The sequence below is a fragment of the Variovorax sp. OV084 genome (assembly GCF_900111625.1).
Classification (GTDB): Bacteria; Pseudomonadota; Gammaproteobacteria; order Burkholderiales; family Burkholderiaceae_C; genus Variovorax.
Map to the genome: position 1 here is coordinate 57,957 of NZ_FOII01000010.1, position 14,288 is coordinate 72,244.

14 protein-coding genes are annotated in these 14,288 nt (G+C 67.9%); 9 read left to right on the plus strand and 5 right to left on the minus strand.

What is annotated here, in order from left to right; all coding sequences use genetic code 11:
* Nucleotide 1: 1 nt before the first annotated feature.
* Entirely contained in the window at nucleotides 2–1,255 is a 1,254-nt protein-coding gene (gene egtB, locus BMW87_RS22680; protein WP_093078765.1) for an ergothioneine biosynthesis protein EgtB, read from the minus strand.
* A 157-nt stretch (nucleotides 1,256–1,412) separates the two neighbouring features.
* Here egtB and BMW87_RS22685 point away from each other — a divergent pair, with 157 nt between their 5' ends.
* Both BMW87_RS22685 and BMW87_RS22690 read left to right on the plus strand, forming a co-directional pair.
* Complete coding sequence (locus BMW87_RS22685; protein ID WP_093058314.1) at nucleotides 1,413–2,759, plus strand: NAD(P)/FAD-dependent oxidoreductase; 1,347 nt, start codon at nucleotides 1,413–1,415, stop codon at nucleotides 2,757–2,759.
* Between the two features lie 18 nt (nucleotides 2,760–2,777).
* The gene (locus BMW87_RS22690) at nucleotides 2,778–3,026 is read left to right on the plus strand and encodes a hypothetical protein (RefSeq protein ID WP_093078767.1); all 249 of its coding nucleotides are present in this window, start codon (nucleotides 2,778–2,780) and stop codon (nucleotides 3,024–3,026) included.
* Between the two features lie 24 nt (nucleotides 3,027–3,050).
* On the opposite strand, the gene BMW87_RS22695 is transcribed toward BMW87_RS22690, so the two are convergent.
* Together BMW87_RS22695 and BMW87_RS22700 are read right to left on the minus strand one after the other, a co-directional pair.
* Nucleotides 3,051–4,961, minus strand: a complete 1,911-nt coding sequence (locus tag BMW87_RS22695) for a PhoX family protein (protein WP_093058312.1) — start codon at nucleotides 4,959–4,961, stop codon at nucleotides 3,051–3,053.
* 83 nt (nucleotides 4,962–5,044) lie between these two features.
* The gene (locus tag BMW87_RS22700) at nucleotides 5,045–5,569 is read right to left on the minus strand and encodes a thermonuclease family protein (RefSeq protein ID WP_093078768.1); all 525 of its coding nucleotides are present in this window, start codon (nucleotides 5,567–5,569) and stop codon (nucleotides 5,045–5,047) included.
* A 120-nt stretch (nucleotides 5,570–5,689) separates the two neighbouring features.
* Between BMW87_RS22700 and BMW87_RS22705 the strand changes: the two genes are divergently transcribed.
* On the plus strand, nucleotides 5,690–6,172 hold the full coding sequence (locus tag BMW87_RS22705) for a tetratricopeptide repeat protein (RefSeq protein ID WP_093058310.1): 483 nt from the start codon (nucleotides 5,690–5,692) through the stop codon (nucleotides 6,170–6,172).
* A 7-nt stretch (nucleotides 6,173–6,179) separates the two neighbouring features.
* On the opposite strand, the gene BMW87_RS22710 is transcribed toward BMW87_RS22705, so the two are convergent.
* Nucleotides 6,180–7,877, minus strand: coding sequence for a long-chain fatty acid--CoA ligase (locus tag BMW87_RS22710; RefSeq protein WP_093078770.1), 1,698 nt, complete (start codon nucleotides 7,875–7,877; stop codon nucleotides 6,180–6,182).
* Between the two features lie 216 nt (nucleotides 7,878–8,093).
* Between BMW87_RS22710 and BMW87_RS22715 the strand changes: the two genes are divergently transcribed.
* Nucleotides 8,094–8,534 (plus strand): OsmC family protein, encoded by a 441-nt coding sequence (locus BMW87_RS22715; protein ID WP_093078771.1) that lies wholly within the window; start codon nucleotides 8,094–8,096, stop codon nucleotides 8,532–8,534.
* Between the two features lie 43 nt (nucleotides 8,535–8,577).
* Entirely contained in the window at nucleotides 8,578–9,543 is a 966-nt protein-coding gene (locus tag BMW87_RS22720; protein ID WP_093078773.1) for a Bug family tripartite tricarboxylate transporter substrate binding protein, read from the plus strand.
* A gap of 22 nt (nucleotides 9,544–9,565) precedes the next feature.
* Here the strand turns inward: BMW87_RS22720 and BMW87_RS22725 are convergent, their stop codons facing one another.
* Nucleotides 9,566–10,291 (minus strand): Crp/Fnr family transcriptional regulator, encoded by a 726-nt coding sequence (locus BMW87_RS22725; RefSeq protein WP_093078774.1) that lies wholly within the window; start codon nucleotides 10,289–10,291, stop codon nucleotides 9,566–9,568.
* Nucleotides 10,292–10,433: 142 nt separating this feature from the next.
* Between BMW87_RS22725 and BMW87_RS22730 the strand changes: the two genes are divergently transcribed.
* The 4 genes from BMW87_RS22730 to BMW87_RS22745 are packed head-to-tail and all read left to right on the plus strand — an operon-like array spanning nucleotide 10,434 to nucleotide 14,210.
* Nucleotides 10,434–10,952, plus strand: coding sequence for an ester cyclase (locus BMW87_RS22730; protein ID WP_093058326.1), 519 nt, complete (start codon nucleotides 10,434–10,436; stop codon nucleotides 10,950–10,952).
* Complete coding sequence (locus tag BMW87_RS22735) at nucleotides 10,949–11,722, plus strand: SDR family NAD(P)-dependent oxidoreductase (RefSeq protein ID WP_093078776.1); 774 nt, start codon at nucleotides 10,949–10,951, stop codon at nucleotides 11,720–11,722. The genes BMW87_RS22730 and BMW87_RS22735 overlap by 4 nt, the downstream gene beginning before the upstream one ends.
* Nucleotides 11,723–11,756: 34 nt before the next feature.
* The gene (locus BMW87_RS22740; protein ID WP_093078777.1) at nucleotides 11,757–12,830 is read left to right on the plus strand and encodes an MBL fold metallo-hydrolase; all 1,074 of its coding nucleotides are present in this window, start codon (nucleotides 11,757–11,759) and stop codon (nucleotides 12,828–12,830) included.
* Between the two features lie 42 nt (nucleotides 12,831–12,872).
* A complete protein-coding gene (locus tag BMW87_RS22745) occupies nucleotides 12,873–14,210 on the plus strand; it encodes an MFS transporter (protein WP_093078779.1) in 1,338 nt (445 codons plus the stop codon).
* Nucleotides 14,211–14,288 lie beyond the last annotated feature (78 nt).

Consider the following 14,288-nt stretch of genomic DNA (forward strand, 5'->3'; position numbering starts at 1 on the left):
ATCAAAGGTCTTTCGCGAGCCGCAGCCCCGAGAACTGCCAGCGCGCCGCCGGCGGAAAGAAGTTGCGATAGCTGGGCCGCGTGTGCCCTGCCGGCGTGGCCACGCTGCCGCCTCGCAGCACCAGCTGCCCCACCATGAACTTGCCGTTGTATTCGGCCGCGATACCGGGCATCGGACGGAAGCCGGGATACGGGTCGTACGACGAACGCGTCCACTGCCAGACGTGCCCGGTCATCTGCGAGATGCCGGGTGCGTCGAACGTGGCTTCCCATTCGAATTCGGTCGGCAGCCGAGCGCCGGCCCATTCGGCGTACGCGGCGGCTTCATAGAAACTGAGCTGCGATACGGGTGCATCGGCCTCCATCGGCCGCACGCCGTGCAGGCCGAACACTTGCCAGCCTGCGTTGCCCTGCTGCTGCGCGCCAAGCCCAAGGCGTGGATCGTCCGGCTCGAGCCAGTACGCCGGATGCCTCCAACCGTTCGCCTGCACGGCGGCCCAGCCATCGGACAGCCAGAGCTCGGCCCGTTGATAGCCGCCGTCCGCGATGAACTGCGCGTAGTCGCCGCAGTTCACCAGCCGGTCGGCAATCGCATAGGGCTGCAGCAGGGCCTTGTGGCGCGGGGTCTCGTTGTCGAAGGAAAAGCCCTGCCCCGCGAACCCCACTTCGAGTACGCCGCCGGCTTGCTCGATCCAGCGCACGGCGGGCGGCACGGCAGCCAGCCGCAGCGCGGGCCCGCTCGCGGGCTTGTAGGCCGGCAGCAGCGGGTTGCACGACAGCGCGTGCAGGATGTCGGTGAGCAGCAGTTCCTGGTGCTGCTGCTCGTGGTTCAGCCCGAGCGTGACGATGGGCTCGACGGTAGCCCAGTCGAGCCCGCCCTCTTCGAGCAGCGCGACCACGGCCTCGTCAACGTGCCGGCGGTAGGCATGCACCTCGTCTACCGAAGGCCGCGTCAGCAGACCGCGCTGCGGCCTCGGATGCCGCGGCCCGAGTGCCTCGTAATACGAGTTGAAGAGGTAATGAAAACGCGCGTCGAAGGGCTGGTAGCCGCTGGAATGCGGCTGCAGCAGCACGGTCTCGAAGAACCACGTGGTGTGCGCGAGGTGCCACTTGGTCGGGCTCGCATCGGGCATCGACTGGATGCACTGGTCTTCGGCGGAAAGCGGAGCGGCAAGCGCCAGGCTCGTGGCGCGCACATCGCGAAACCTGTCGCGCAGTGTGCTCGCCGCCTGTGTGATCGGCCGGGAAAGCGTCATGGGGTCTCCAGTCGGGTCAGCCGCAAGTTTTAGCCCATCCGGGCTGCGGCGGCGCGTAGGACAAAACGCCGCAGCCCTGCCGCCGGCACTTCGGCAAAGGGCAGCCACTGTGGCACAAGATTCGAGGCCTTGCAGGCGGCTGCGTATCATCCGTGCGATGCAAACGACCAACCCCTCGGGCAGGCCCAAAGTCGTCATCGTCGGCTGCGGATTCGGCGGACTCGAAGCGGCACGCAAGCTGCAGAGCGCCGACGTGGACGTGACGGTGATCGACAAGACCAACCACCACCTGTTCCAGCCGCTGCTGTACCAGGTGGCAACCGCCGGGCTCGCCGCGCCGTCGATCGCGGCGCCGGTGCGCGCGCTGTTCCGCAAGCAGCCGAACATCACGACGCTGCTGGGCGAGGTGGGCGGCATCGATCCGGCCACGCGATCGGTGCAACTGGCCAATGGGGACCGCGTGCCGTACGACCACCTGATCGTCGCGGCCGGTGCCACGCACAGCTATTTCGGGCACGACGAATGGGCGCCCATGGCCCCGGGCCTGAAGACGCTGGCCGATGCCTTCGAGATCCGCCGTCGCGTGCTGCTGTCGTTCGAGAGCGCCGAGGTCGCGGCCGACCTGGAGCGCCGCCGCGCCCTGCTCACCTTCGTGGTGATCGGTGCCGGCCCCACGGGCGTCGAGATGGCCGGCACGCTGGCCGAGATCGCCAAGCACACGCTGTCGGGCGAGTTCCGCCACATCGACCCCGCCAGCGCGCAGGTGCTGCTGGTCGAAGGCGGCCCGCGCGTGCTGCAGGCCATGCCCGAATCGCTGAGCCAGAAGGCGCTCGAACAGCTGGAGAAACTGGGCGTCGAAGTGCGGCTCAACGCGCGCGTGACGTCCATCGATGCCACCGGGCTCGAAGTGCAGACCGGCGGTGGCGCAGACGGTGCACCGGTCGCCAGCTACCGAATCGATAGCAGCTGCGTGGTGTGGGCGGCGGGTGTTGCAGCCTCGCCGCTGGGCCGCATGCTGGGCACGGCCACCGGCGTCGAATGCGACCGCGCGGGCCGCATCAAGGTCGAGCCCGACCTGAGCCTGGCGGGCCATCCCGAAATCAGCGTGGTCGGCGACCTCGCCGCCGCCATGAGCCATGCGCCCGGCAAGCCGCCCAAGCCCGTGCCCGGCGTATCGCCCGGCGCCAAGCAGATGGGGCGCGCGGCGGCCGCCAACATCCTGCGCCGTATCGCGGGCCAGCCCACGGTGCCCTTCCGCTATGCGGACTACGGCAACCTCGCGACCATCGGCCGCAATTCGGCGGTGGTCGACCTGGGTACGCCCTTCGGCCCGCTGCGCTTCAGTGGCCGGCTTGCGTGGCTGTTCTGGCTGTTCGCGCACGCGTATTTCCTGATCGGCTTTCGCAACCGCATCGTCGTGATGATGGACTGGGCCGGTGCCTACTGGAGCTTCCAGCGCAATGCGCGCGTGGTGGCGGATGTGCAGGGCAAGAGCGAGTCCTGAAGAAGGAGATCACGCGAAATGTCGCTGGCCTTGTGGATCGCGGTGCATGCCGCCGAAGCGCTCTTCTGCCTCTGGGTGCTGCGCTGGGGCGGTGCCGAACGGCTCGAAGGCAGTTTCGCCTCGGGCCTTGTCAGCAACTTCGCGCCGCGCTGGGGCGCCGAGGGGCTGCGCATGGCGGCGCTGATCCTGCTGGTCTTCTGCGCCATCACTTTCGTCGTGGGCCTGTTCGTGCCCTCGCTGCGCTGCTGGGTCGGCGGCTCCTGCTGAGCGCCGCCAACCCACCCTACCCCATCAAGTCCCGATCACGCCGCCATCGTTCTTCGTGATGGCAATGGTTGCCGAGCGCGGACGGCCCGCGCCGTCGGGCCACTTCGACACGGCGAGCGGACGATCCGGATCGCTGCGCTCGTTGGCCGGCTCGCCCGGGTGCTGGATGTTGATGAACAGCGTGCGCAGATCCGGCGTGGCCGTGAGCCCGGTGATCTCGCAGCCGGCCGGGCCGAGCAGGAAGCGGCGGATTTCGCCCTTGGTCGGGTCGCAGGCCAGCATCTGGTTGTTGGGCAGGTTGGCGTACTCGCCCTTGCCCAGCGTGGAAGTCGACACGTCGGTCTCGATCCACAGCACGCCGCGCGCATCGACCATCAGGCCGTCGGGGCTGCCGAAGGTGTCGCCCTTGATGTTGCCCTGTGCTTCATAGCGCGTCTGCTTCGGGTCACCCGCGAGCACGAGGTGGTTCCAGGCGAACTTGGTGGCGTCGAGGTCGCCGGTTTCCTTCCAGCGGATGATCTGGCCCATCGTGTTGTTGGAGCGCGGATTGGCCGCGTCCATGAAGGGCTGGCCGGCGCCGCCGCGGTTGCTGTTGTTGGTCAGCGTGCAGTAGACCTCCTTGGTGAGCGGGTCTACGGTGGTCCACTCGGGGCGGTCCATCTTGGTGGCGCCCAACAGGTCGCTGGCCTGACGTGCCTTGATGAGCACGTCGCCTTGCGTTGTGAAGCCCTTGTCGGCCACCAGGCCGTTCTTGCCCTGCACCAATGGCAGCCATTCGCCGGTGCCGTCCACGTCGAAGCGGCCGACGTACAGCGTGCCGTGGTCGAGCAGGTCGCGGTTGGCCGCGGCGCCGCCGGGCTTGACGCTGTCGCGGCTCACGAACTTGTAGATGTATTCGAAGCGCGAGTCTTCGCCCATGTAGATGACGGCGCGGCCGTCGTTGGTGAGCGCGGTGGCGGCGCCTTCGTGGGCGGCGCGGCCGAGCGCGGTGCGCTTGCGCGGCGTCGAGGTGGGGTCTTGCGGATCGATCTCGACCACCCAGCCGTAGCGGTTCGATTCGTTCGGATTCTTCGACACGTCGAAGCGCGCTTCATGCTCGTGCCAGCGGTACTTCGCGCCATTGCCCTTCCTGATGCCCCAGCGCTTCTGGTGGGCGTCGGGCGTGTCGGTGCCTTCGAAGTAGTCGGCGAAGTTTTCTTCGCAGGTCAGGTACGTGCCCCACGGCGTGTGGCCGTTCGAGCAGTTGTTGAAGGTGCCCAGCACCTGCGTGCCCGACGGGTCGGCGGCGGTGCGCAGCATGGCGTGGCCGGCTGCGGGGCCGGTGAGCGTCATCGGCGTCAGGGCGGTGATGCGGCGCGCGAAGCGCGAGGGTGCAAGCTGCGTCCACTTGCCGCCGTCGCGCTGCAGCTCGATGACCGACACGCCGTGCGCATTCATCGACTTGCGCACCTTCTCGGGCGTCCATGTCTTCATGCCGTCGGTGTGCAGCAGGCCGTCGTCGACGTATTCGTGGTTCAACACCAACAGGCCGCGGTTGGAGCCATCGATCGGAAAGAAGGCCATGCCGTCGTGGTGCATGCCGGCCTGCAGTGCCTGCTCTTCAGCGGTGTTGGAGCCGTCGGTCTTGAAGGCGGGCATGGCGCCCGCGATGCCGGTGGCGTCGCCCCAGCGGTAGAGCACCTGGGTGCTGTAGCCCTCGGGCACGACCACGGTGTCGACGGCAGCCATCGGCACGCTCTTGAACCCGATGGCGCGGCCCAGTGAACCCGCCGTGCCGCCTGTTGCCGCACACCCGGCCAGCGGGCCGAACAGCCCGGCAATCGCGGCAGCGAGGCCGCCTTGCACGAGCATGCGACGCTTCGGGTCGGACACTTCGTGGATCGTGGGGTTGGCGGACGGGTTGGAGTCCTCCATGCGGGCGAAGTCTTTGGCCATGCTCTTGTCGTCGTGGGGTTACGGAGCCGGGCATAGTGTCGCCGCCTCGTGAATTCCGCATGACACGGGCCTGTAACAGGAACTCAGAAGAAGCCGCCCCAATGCGGCTGCTCGCCGCGCTGGCGCTTGCGCCAGTCCCAGGGCGGCGTCGGCTTCGAGTCGGCCCACAGGCCGGCGTGCCGGGCACGCGCGCTGTCCTGCAGCTTGAACAGCCCGCCGCCGCGTTTGGTGGCCAGGTGGTTGTAGTCGTACACCCAGGCCCAGCCTTCGGACACCATGCGGCTGCCGGCGTCCTCGCCGTTGCAGCGCACGTCGGCCACCGTGCGGCCATAGCGGTCGGTGTCGATCTCGGTGATGAGCGCCTGCTCGCGAAAGCAGATGTTGCTCAGCGCCTGCTTGCTGCGCTGGCCGTAGGGCTGGGCTTTTTCGGGCGCGTCGATGGCGGCGATGCGCACCTTCACGCGCTCGTAGGCGCCGATGCGGCCGCAGCGGGCGGTGAGCGTGTCGCCGTCGCTGATGCCCACGACGAGGCAGGTGCGGGGAGCGGCTTGGCTCAGGAAGGGAGAAAAGGCAAGAAGGCAGGAAAGCAGCAGCGCGCGTGAATGCATGAAGAAGCGGGGAGATAGGCAGAATGGCAGGACCGATCGAGGCTAAGTGATCCACCCGGCGGAACCGATCGGTACACAGACTTTTTCTTTTGAACCACGCTTCGAAGGAGAGCACGCACCATGCAAGAACCCACCCAGGACGACTGGTTCCTCGCGGCCAACGACGCATGGGACGCTGGCGCGCACAAGAAGGCCCTCTCGCTGTTCCTCAAGGCCGCAGCCGCGGGCGAGACCCACGCGCTCAACAGCGTCGGCTATTTCCTCGACCACGGCATCGGCGTGAAGAAGAACCCCGCGGCCGCGCGCGACTGGTACCGCAAGGCCGCCAAGGCGGGCGACGTGGCGGGCTGCGCCAACCTCGCCATCTGCTACCGCGACGAGGGCAATTTCCGCTGGGCGCGCTTCTGGTTCGAGAAGGCCTATGCGCAGGGCGACGGCGATGCAGCGCTGGAGCTGGGACGGCTCTTCCTGTGGGAAGGGCCGAACCAGAATCGGCACAAGGTGGTGGACTACCTGGGCAAGGCGGTGGCCTCGCAGTCCATCACTCCGAACGGACGCACAGAGGCGGGGGCGCTGCTGAAGTCGCTGGGCCTCATCAAGTGAAGCGCGCTCACTTCGCCGCGTTCTCGTCCTCCTGCAGCAACCGCCACATCACCTTCCCGCTGCCGCTCTTCGGCAGCGCATCGACGAACTGCACCTTGCGCGGAATCTTGTAGACAGCCATGTTCTCGCGGCACCAGTCGATGATCTGCTGCTCGGTCGTGTCCTTGTGCGTGGCGCGCAGCACCACGACGGCCTTGACCGACTCGCCGCGGTAGTCGTCCTTGGTCGAGATGACGCAGGCCTCCTGAATCGCGGGGTGGCGGAACATCAGCAGCTCGACCTCGGCCGGCCACACCTTGAAGCCGCTCGCATTGATCATCCGCTTGAGACGGTCGGTGATGAAGAAGTAGCCGTCCTCGTCCATGCGGCCCATGTCGCCCGAACGGAAGAAGCGCTTGCCCTCGAATTCGACAAAGGCAGCGGCCGTGGCATCGGGGCGCTTCCAGTAGCCCTGGAACACCTCGGGGCCGTGGATGATGATCTCGCCTGATTCGCCGATGGGCATCTCCTTCAGCGTGTCGGGGTCGACCACGCGCGCGTCGGTGCTCATGAACGGAATGCCCAGGCATTGCTGCTTGGGATGGTCCGACGGGTTCGTGTGCGAGGGCGCGGCGGTTTCAGTGAGGCCGTAGCCCTCCTGGTACTTCAACCCGTACTGCTCGAGCAGGCGCTGCGCCACGGCCTGCGGCATCGCCGCGCCACCACCGCCGATGTAGGTCATGCTCGACAGGTCATAGCTCGCGAAGTTGGGGCTGGCCATGAGGTCGATGACCATGGTCGGGATGTTGGTCCAGGCCGTTACCTTCCAGCGCGAGATCAGCCGGCCGGCCACGTCGCGGTCCCAGCGCGGCATGATGATCAGCGTGGCCGCGGCGAGGATGGCCGTGTGCATCATGCTCACCACGCCGGTGATGTGGAACATGGGCACAACGGCCAGCACCACCGTCTCCGAGGTCGACCCGCCCCACATCTGGCCGGAGACCGCGTTGTGCATCAAGCTCGAATGGTGGTGGATGCAGCCCTTGGGCAGGCCGGTGGTGCCGCTGGTGTAGGGCAGCAGCGCCATGTCGTTAGCGCCCACCATGTGCTCGGGCGGCGGATGGCCGGCCTCGAGCGCGTCGGTCCAGGCGATGACCTTGCCCCCGTCCAGCGCGGGCAGCGGATGGCGGGTGGTGAGCCAGTCTTTCCAGGCGGGGGCCGGGGCGTCGTCGCCCGACGCGTCGGCGTCGAAGGCGTCGGTGAACTGGGTCACGATCATGTCGGCGAGCCGCTGCTCTGCCGGCAAGGCGTTGCTGGCCTTGGCCAATTCGGGCGCTAGGTCGCCGGTGATGATGGCCACCTTGGCGTCGGGATCGGTGATGTAGTGCTTGAGCTCCTCGGCCCGGTTCATCGGGTTGACCGGCACCACCACCGCATTGGCACGCAGGATCGCGAAATGCGCGATCACCAGCTGCGGGCAGTTCTGCATGTCCAGGATCACGCGGTCGCCGCGCTTCACGCCCAGCGCGTGCAGCGCGCCGGCCAGGCGCTCGGCCTGGGCGGCGAACTCGCGGTAGCTGATCACACGGCCGAAGAACACGAGCGCGGGCTTGTCGGGGTAGCGTGCGGCCGAGGTGGCCAGGTTGTGCCAGAGGGAGGTGGCGGGGACGGTAATCGAATGCGGGAGGCGTTTGGGCCAGAACTTGTAATGCGGGCGTTGTTGCATGGTGAGTACAGGCGGGACAAAGAAAAGCGCGACAGCCCGCCAGCCTAAGCCGCCAAGGCCGCCGCTCCCATCGGGGAAGCCCCCGGAGCGTCGCCTAGGTGACGCCATTTCTTCTCACATGCGCAACCTTCTGCTCTCGCGCCTTGCGACTACAGACACGGGCCGCCTTCCGCGCGATACCTGTCAGCCCCCCACCCACCGAATGAAGGAACTCACATGGCAGCAGAAAAGCACGCAAGCGTTCACTGGGAAGGCGCCGGCAAGACCGGCAAGGGCCAAGTCAGCACCGAGACCGGCGCCCTGAAAGACTACCCCTACGGCTTCGCCAGCCGCTTCGAGGACGACAAGCGCGGCACCAACCCCGAGGAAATCGTCGGCGCGGCGCATGCCGCCTGCTTCACGATGGCCTTCGCCTTCGCGCTCGAAAGAGAAGGCCTGGCCGCCACGAAGATCGACACCAGGGCGGCCGTGCGGCTGGCCAAGGACGGCGACGGCTTCAAGATCGACCGTATTGCGCTCGAACTCGACGCCTCCGTGCCGAACCTCGACGAAGCCAGGTTCCAGCAGATCGCGGCCGCCGCCAAGGCCGGCTGCCCGCTGTCGAAGGCGCTGGCGAGCGTGCCCGAGATCACGCTGAAGGCCACGCTGGCCAGCTGAGTGCGCTGCTTATGATCGGCTCCCAATAAAGAGGAGACGGATCATGAACAAGCCTGCCCGGACCGCGCTCGCGGCCTTTTCTTTCGCCCTCGGCACGGCCACGATGGCGGCCTACCCCGACAAGCCGATCAAGGTCATCATCGGCTTTCCGGCCGGCGGCCCGCTCGACCAGCACGCGCGCCTGCTCACCGACAAGCTGCAGGCCGTGCTCGGCCAGCCGCTGATCGTCGACTACAAGCCCGGCGCGGGCGGCTCGGTGGGCGCCGACGCAGTCGCCAAGAGCCCGGCCGACGGCTACACGCTGATGCTGGCCAACACCGGCGTGGCCGTGATCAACGGCGCGCTCTACAGCAAGCTGCCCTACAACACGCAGCGCGACTTCGTGCCCATCGCGCGCACCGCCATGCAGCCGCTGGCGCTGCTGGTCACACCCAAGCTGCCGGTGCAGAACCTCAAGCAGTTCGTCGACTACGCCAAGGCGCGGCCGGGCCAGGTCAACTACGGCTCGGCCGGCAACGGCGGCATCAGCCACCTGGTGCCCGAGATGTTCAAGACCGCGACGGGAATCTTCATGGTGCACATCCCCTACCGCGGCAGTGCGCCGGCCTTCACCGACCTGATGGGCGGGCAGGTGCAGTTCATGGCCGAGTCGATTCCGCAAGCCGCCAGCTATCACAAGCAGGGCAAGGTGCGCGCACTGGCCGTGACCAGCCGCGAGCGCAACCCCGCCCTGCCCGACGTACCGACCGTGATCGAGTCGGGCGTCAAGGGCTTCGAGGTGGTGGGCTTCTATGGCTTCTTCGCGCCGAAGGACACGCCGAAAGACGTGGTCGCCAAACTCAGCGACGCATTCAGGCAGGTGCTGAACAACCCCGAGGTGCGCGACCGCATGGTGAGCCAGGGCGCAGACCCGGCCTTCCTGGGCAGCGAGGATTTCGGGCGCTTCCTGGCGACGGAAACGCCGCGCTGGGAAAAGGCCGTGAAGGCGTCGGGCGCGCGGATGGACTGATTCGGCACGCCTTCAGCGCGGCTCAGCGCGGCGTTGCGGCGTGCCGCTCCAGCTGCGCGCGGTCCAGCAGTTCGATGCCCCGGTAGCGCACGCGCAGCGTGCCGTCTTCTTCCCACAGCTTCAATTGCCGGTTCACGCTCTGGCGCGACACGCCGAGCATGAACGACAGGTCTTCCTGCGACACGCCCAGCAGCGTGCCGCCGCCCTCGCCCGGGCTTTGGGCGCGCGCGTCCAGCGTGAGCAGCCGGTGCGCGAGCCGCACCTGCAGCGGCATCAGGATCACGTCGTCGATCCACGCCAGCGCTTGGCGCAGCCTCAGGCAGACCAGCCGGGTGAAGGCCATGTGCACGTCGGGATGTTCGGCCACCAGCCGGTGGAAGTCGGCCGCCGCGACCACCGCCATCTCGGTCGTGTCGACCGCGCAGGTGTCGTAGACGCGCTCGCGCCCGACCAGCAGCGACACCTCGCCGAACCAGTGGCCGGGTTCGAGCATCGCGATCACCGCCTCGCGCCCGCCCGGCGCGACCACGCTCACGCGCAACGAACCGCTGACCACGCCGAACAGCGCATCGGGCGACGACCCCTTGTGAAAGAGCGACTCGCCGCGCGCCAGCATGCGCCGGTGCGCCACGGCGAGCAGCCGCTGCTGCACGTCCCCGGCCAGCCGCATGTCGCTGTTGTGCACCGGTGACGGCTGCGCGTCCGGCGCGGCGCTGGTGGCGTTGGATGAAGGGAGCGTGCGTGGCATCGCGGGTTTGTCCCGAGCGGCGATTGCCAACACCGGACAGTCTTGTTGCGGGAGCGTGCCGATAGTAAGCAGCGAGCCCGGACCTGCGCATTCGCAGCAACCCGATGTCACCTGTCATCCCTGTCACATGGAGCACACCCCGATGAACGACAACAACACCCCACGCACCGAACTTCAAGCCCGCCGCGAGCGCCTCGTGCTCGACCATTTCGCCGACGAGACCCGGCAGGACTTCGACGCCGTGCTCGGCACCTTCCCGCATCCGCACTACGAGCTGATTCCCAGCGGCGAAGTGCATGACGGCATTGCCGACGTGCGCCAGTACTACGCCGACACGCGCCGCGCCTTTCCCGACCAGCGGCACGAGATCATCCAGTTGCGGCACGCCGACGACTCGGTGGTCGTCGAGTTCTGGCTGCTGGGCACGCACCGCGGTCCGCTCAAAGGCCTGCCGCCGACAGGCAACAGCTTTCGCTGCCGCATGAACGCGTTCTTCATCTTCGAAGGCGACCGGCTGGTATGCGAGCGCGTGTACTTCGACACGCTGACGATGCTTCGGCAGCTGCTGGCCGGTGTGCCCGCGGAGCATGTCGCCGCGCTGGTAGGCGGGTTGCTGGGGCAGCCAGCCGCAACTCGCGCACCCGAGGCGGCGGCTGCATGACTGCGCTGCGCAACGATGCGCTCGCAGGCCGCCACGCCATCGTGACGGGCGGCGCGCGCGGCATCGGCCTTGCAATAGCGCGGCGCTATCTGGCAGCCGGCGCCAGCGTCGCGCTGTGGGACCTCGATGCGTCAGTACTGGCAAATGCGCTGCGAACGCTCGCACCGCTCGGCACCGCCACCTCGGCAGTCGTCGACGTGCGCGACGAAGACCAGGTCGCCCGTGCCGCCGCCCAGTCGCAGGAACGCTTCGGCGGCATTGACATCCTCGTCAACAACGCGGGCGTGCTCGGCCCGACCGTGCCTGCCTGGGAGCACACGCCCGCGCAGTGGCGCAATGTGCTCGACATCAACCTGACGGGCGCATGGCTGTGCTGCCGCGCGGTCGCACCGGTGATGCTCGCCCGGCGGCGTGGCCGCATCGTCAACATCGCCTCGGTTGCCGGCAAGGAGGGCAACGGCTTCAACGCCGCCTACTCGGCCTCCAAGGCCGGGCTCATCGCGCTGACCAAGTCGCTCGGCAAGGAGCTGGCTGCATCGGGCGTGCTGGTGAACTGCATCACGCCCTCGGCGGCCGACACCGAAGTGTTCGCGGCCGTGCCCGCCGAGCACCGCGAACAGCTGCGCACCGCCCTGCTCTCGAGCGTGCCGATGGGGCGCTTCGTCGAGGTCGACGAGGTGGCCGCGATGGCGGCATGGCTGGCGTCGGACGACTGCTCTTTCAGCACCGGCGCGGTGTTCGACATTTCGGGCGGCCGCTCGATGTACTGAGAGCCTGCGCGCCAAAAGCCAAGGAGAACTTCCCATGACCCGAGACCCCGACCCGACCGGCTTCGCACACCTGGCGGATTTCGACGGCACCCGCGACGCCGCCATGCCGCAAGACCGCCTGCGCGCCATCCGCCGCTCAGCCGAAGGCCTGCGCGAACGCCTGCTCGATGCGCCGCCGGTGCGCTTCGCGCGCAGCTTCAACCTGCTGCGCATTCCGTACCCCGCGTGGTTCGCCTTCACCGGCGTGTATTCGCAGCAGCTGCTCAAGCCGCACATGGTCCACCTGCTGGCGCGCACCGTGCTGATCCAGTACGACGACTTCGAGGGCCGCCTGCGCACACTGCTGTTCACGCCGGCCGACTTCGAGGCCGGCAACGAAACGCCCTACTTCAAGCGCCTGGGCGAGCAAACGCCGAAATTTCTGCACAAGGCCATCGCACCGGTCTACCAGACTGTCCTGCAGGCGCTGGCAAGCTGCGGCGTCGCGCCGGAGCAAGTCGACTTCATCACCTACGACCACCTGCACACGCAGGACGTACGCCGCTGGCTCGGCAGCGCCGCCATGCCGGGCCTGCTGCCGAACGCCAGGCTGCTGGTGCACCGCCAGGAACTCGCCAGCGTGCAAGGCTTGCTGCCGGTGCAGGCCGAGTGGTACTGCCCGCACGGGCTGGGCGGCGTGCCGGCCGAGCGCATCGTGCCCTTCGACGGCAGCATCCAGCTGGGCCGCGGCCTTGCGCTGGTGCATACGCCGGGCCACACAGAGGGCAACCATTCGCTGGTCTACCGCATCGCCGACGGCCTGCGCGTGAGCAGCGAGAACGGCGTGGCGGCCGACAGCTGGGCGCCGCTGCAGTCGCGGCACAACGGCATCCGCCGCTACGCGCAGGCTACCGGCGCGGAGGTGATCCTCAACGGCAACACGCAGGAAAGCAGCAACGACCAGTACCTGTCGATGGTGCTGGAGAAGACTCTCGCCGGCACCTCGTCTTCGCACGGGTTCAGCAATGTCGTGCCGTCGGCCGAATGCTCGCCGCACTGGCTGTTTCCGGGCGCGCCGGCCAGCCACCTGTGGGGCGAGACCTGCTTCGGCACGCCCACCGTCGCCTGAAACGCCGCCGCCGCAGGAACAACACAGAAGGAGACACAGACGATGAACACCGCCACCCTCGATGCCGCGCACGCACGCACGCTGGCCGACACCACCGACGCCGCGCTCTTCCGCAAGATCACCTGGCGCCTGATGCCGCTGCTGTGCGCCTGCTACGTGCTGAACTATCTCGACCGCACCAATGTCGGCTATGCACAGCTGCAGATGAAGGACCAGCTGGGCTTCAGCGACGCGGTGTTCGGCCTGGGCGCGGGCATCTTCTTCATCGGCTATGCGGTGTTCGAGATTCCGAGCAACCTGATGCTCGCGAAGATCGGCGTGCGCGCGACGCTGCTGCGCATCATGGGCCTGTGGGGGCTGGCATCGGCGGCGATGATGTTCGCAACCACGCCCACGCAGTTCTACGTGCTGCGCTTTCTCATCGGCGTGTTCGAGGCCGGCTTCGCGCCAGGCGTGCTGTTCTACCTGACGCTGTGGTTCCCGTCGCACCGCCGCGCACAGGCCACAGCGCTGTTCTTCATGGCTTTCGGCGCGGCGCCCATCGTGGCAGGGCCGATCGCCGGGCTCACCATGACCTACCTGGACGGCGTGCTGTCGCTGCGCGGCTGGCAGTGGCTGTTCCTGCTCGAAGGCATTCCGAGCGTGCTGCTGGGCGTGGCGGCGTTCCGCTGGCTGTCGAACAGTCCGTCGCAGGCGGCCTGGCTGTCCGCAGTCGAGAAGCAGCGCGTGACGCGCCTGCTGGCCGAAGACCAGGCCGCGAACGGCGCCACCGGGCGCCACACCTTCGGCGCGGCCATGCGCGACGCCCGGGTCTGGCTGATCGGCTTCATGTCGTTCCTGATCATCCTGGGCATCTACGCCATGTCGTTCTGGCAGCCCACGATCCTGAAGTCGATGGGGCTCAGCGTGCTGCAGATCGGCTTCTATTCGGTCATTCCGGCGGTGGCGGGCATTGCGGCCAACATCGTCGTGGGGCGGCATTCGGACCGGTGCAAGGAGCGCCGCTGGCACTTTGCGCTGAGCGCCGTCGTAGGCGCGACCGGGCTGGCGCTGACCACGCTCTTCATGCACAACGCCTTTGCCGCCGTGCTGTGCCTGGCGCTGGCGGCCATGGGCATTTCCGCCGCGTTCACAGTGCTCTGGTCGGTGCCCGGCAATTTCATGTCGAAGAGCGCCGCGGCCGCGGGCATCGCGCTCATCAGCACCATCGGCGGGAGCGCAGGGCTGGTGGCGCCGATGATGGTCGGCGCGCTGAAGACGCTGACGGGCGGCTTCACCCTCAGCCTCTACGTGCTGAGCGGGGCCCTGGTGCTGTCGGCGTTGCTCATGCTTGTGGCCCTGCCGGCGAGCGCACTGGGCCGGGGACAAGCCCGGCGCTGAGCCCGCGCGCCCCTTTCGGGGTCATGTTCCATTTAGGTGCACAGATCTTGCATACCAGTTGGCACAGAAGCTGCTGGT

Excerpts from the sequence above, each read along its gene's own strand:
- egtB (WP_093078765.1), bottom strand. The coding sequence starts at position 1,255 with ATGACGCTTTCCCGGCCGATCACACAGGCGGCGAGCACACTGCGCGAC.
- BMW87_RS22685 (WP_093058314.1), top strand. The coding sequence starts at position 1,413 with ATGCAAACGACCAACCCCTCGGGCAGGCCCAAAGTCGTCATCGTCGGC.
- BMW87_RS22690 (WP_093078767.1), top strand. The coding sequence starts at position 2,778 with ATGTCGCTGGCCTTGTGGATCGCGGTGCATGCCGCCGAAGCGCTCTTC.
- BMW87_RS22695 (WP_093058312.1), bottom strand. The coding sequence starts at position 4,961 with ATGGCCAAAGACTTCGCCCGCATGGAGGACTCCAACCCGTCCGCCAAC.
- BMW87_RS22700 (WP_093078768.1), bottom strand. The coding sequence starts at position 5,569 with ATGCATTCACGCGCGCTGCTGCTTTCCTGCCTTCTTGCCTTTTCTCCC.
- BMW87_RS22705 (WP_093058310.1), top strand. The coding sequence starts at position 5,690 with ATGCAAGAACCCACCCAGGACGACTGGTTCCTCGCGGCCAACGACGCA.
- BMW87_RS22710 (WP_093078770.1), bottom strand. The coding sequence starts at position 7,877 with ATGCAACAACGCCCGCATTACAAGTTCTGGCCCAAACGCCTCCCGCAT.
- BMW87_RS22715 (WP_093078771.1), top strand. The coding sequence starts at position 8,094 with ATGGCAGCAGAAAAGCACGCAAGCGTTCACTGGGAAGGCGCCGGCAAG.
- BMW87_RS22720 (WP_093078773.1), top strand. The coding sequence starts at position 8,578 with ATGAACAAGCCTGCCCGGACCGCGCTCGCGGCCTTTTCTTTCGCCCTC.
- BMW87_RS22725 (WP_093078774.1), bottom strand. The coding sequence starts at position 10,291 with ATGCCACGCACGCTCCCTTCATCCAACGCCACCAGCGCCGCGCCGGAC.
- BMW87_RS22730 (WP_093058326.1), top strand. The coding sequence starts at position 10,434 with ATGAACGACAACAACACCCCACGCACCGAACTTCAAGCCCGCCGCGAG.
- BMW87_RS22735 (WP_093078776.1), top strand. The coding sequence starts at position 10,949 with ATGACTGCGCTGCGCAACGATGCGCTCGCAGGCCGCCACGCCATCGTG.
- BMW87_RS22740 (WP_093078777.1), top strand. The coding sequence starts at position 11,757 with ATGACCCGAGACCCCGACCCGACCGGCTTCGCACACCTGGCGGATTTC.
- BMW87_RS22745 (WP_093078779.1), top strand. The coding sequence starts at position 12,873 with ATGAACACCGCCACCCTCGATGCCGCGCACGCACGCACGCTGGCCGAC.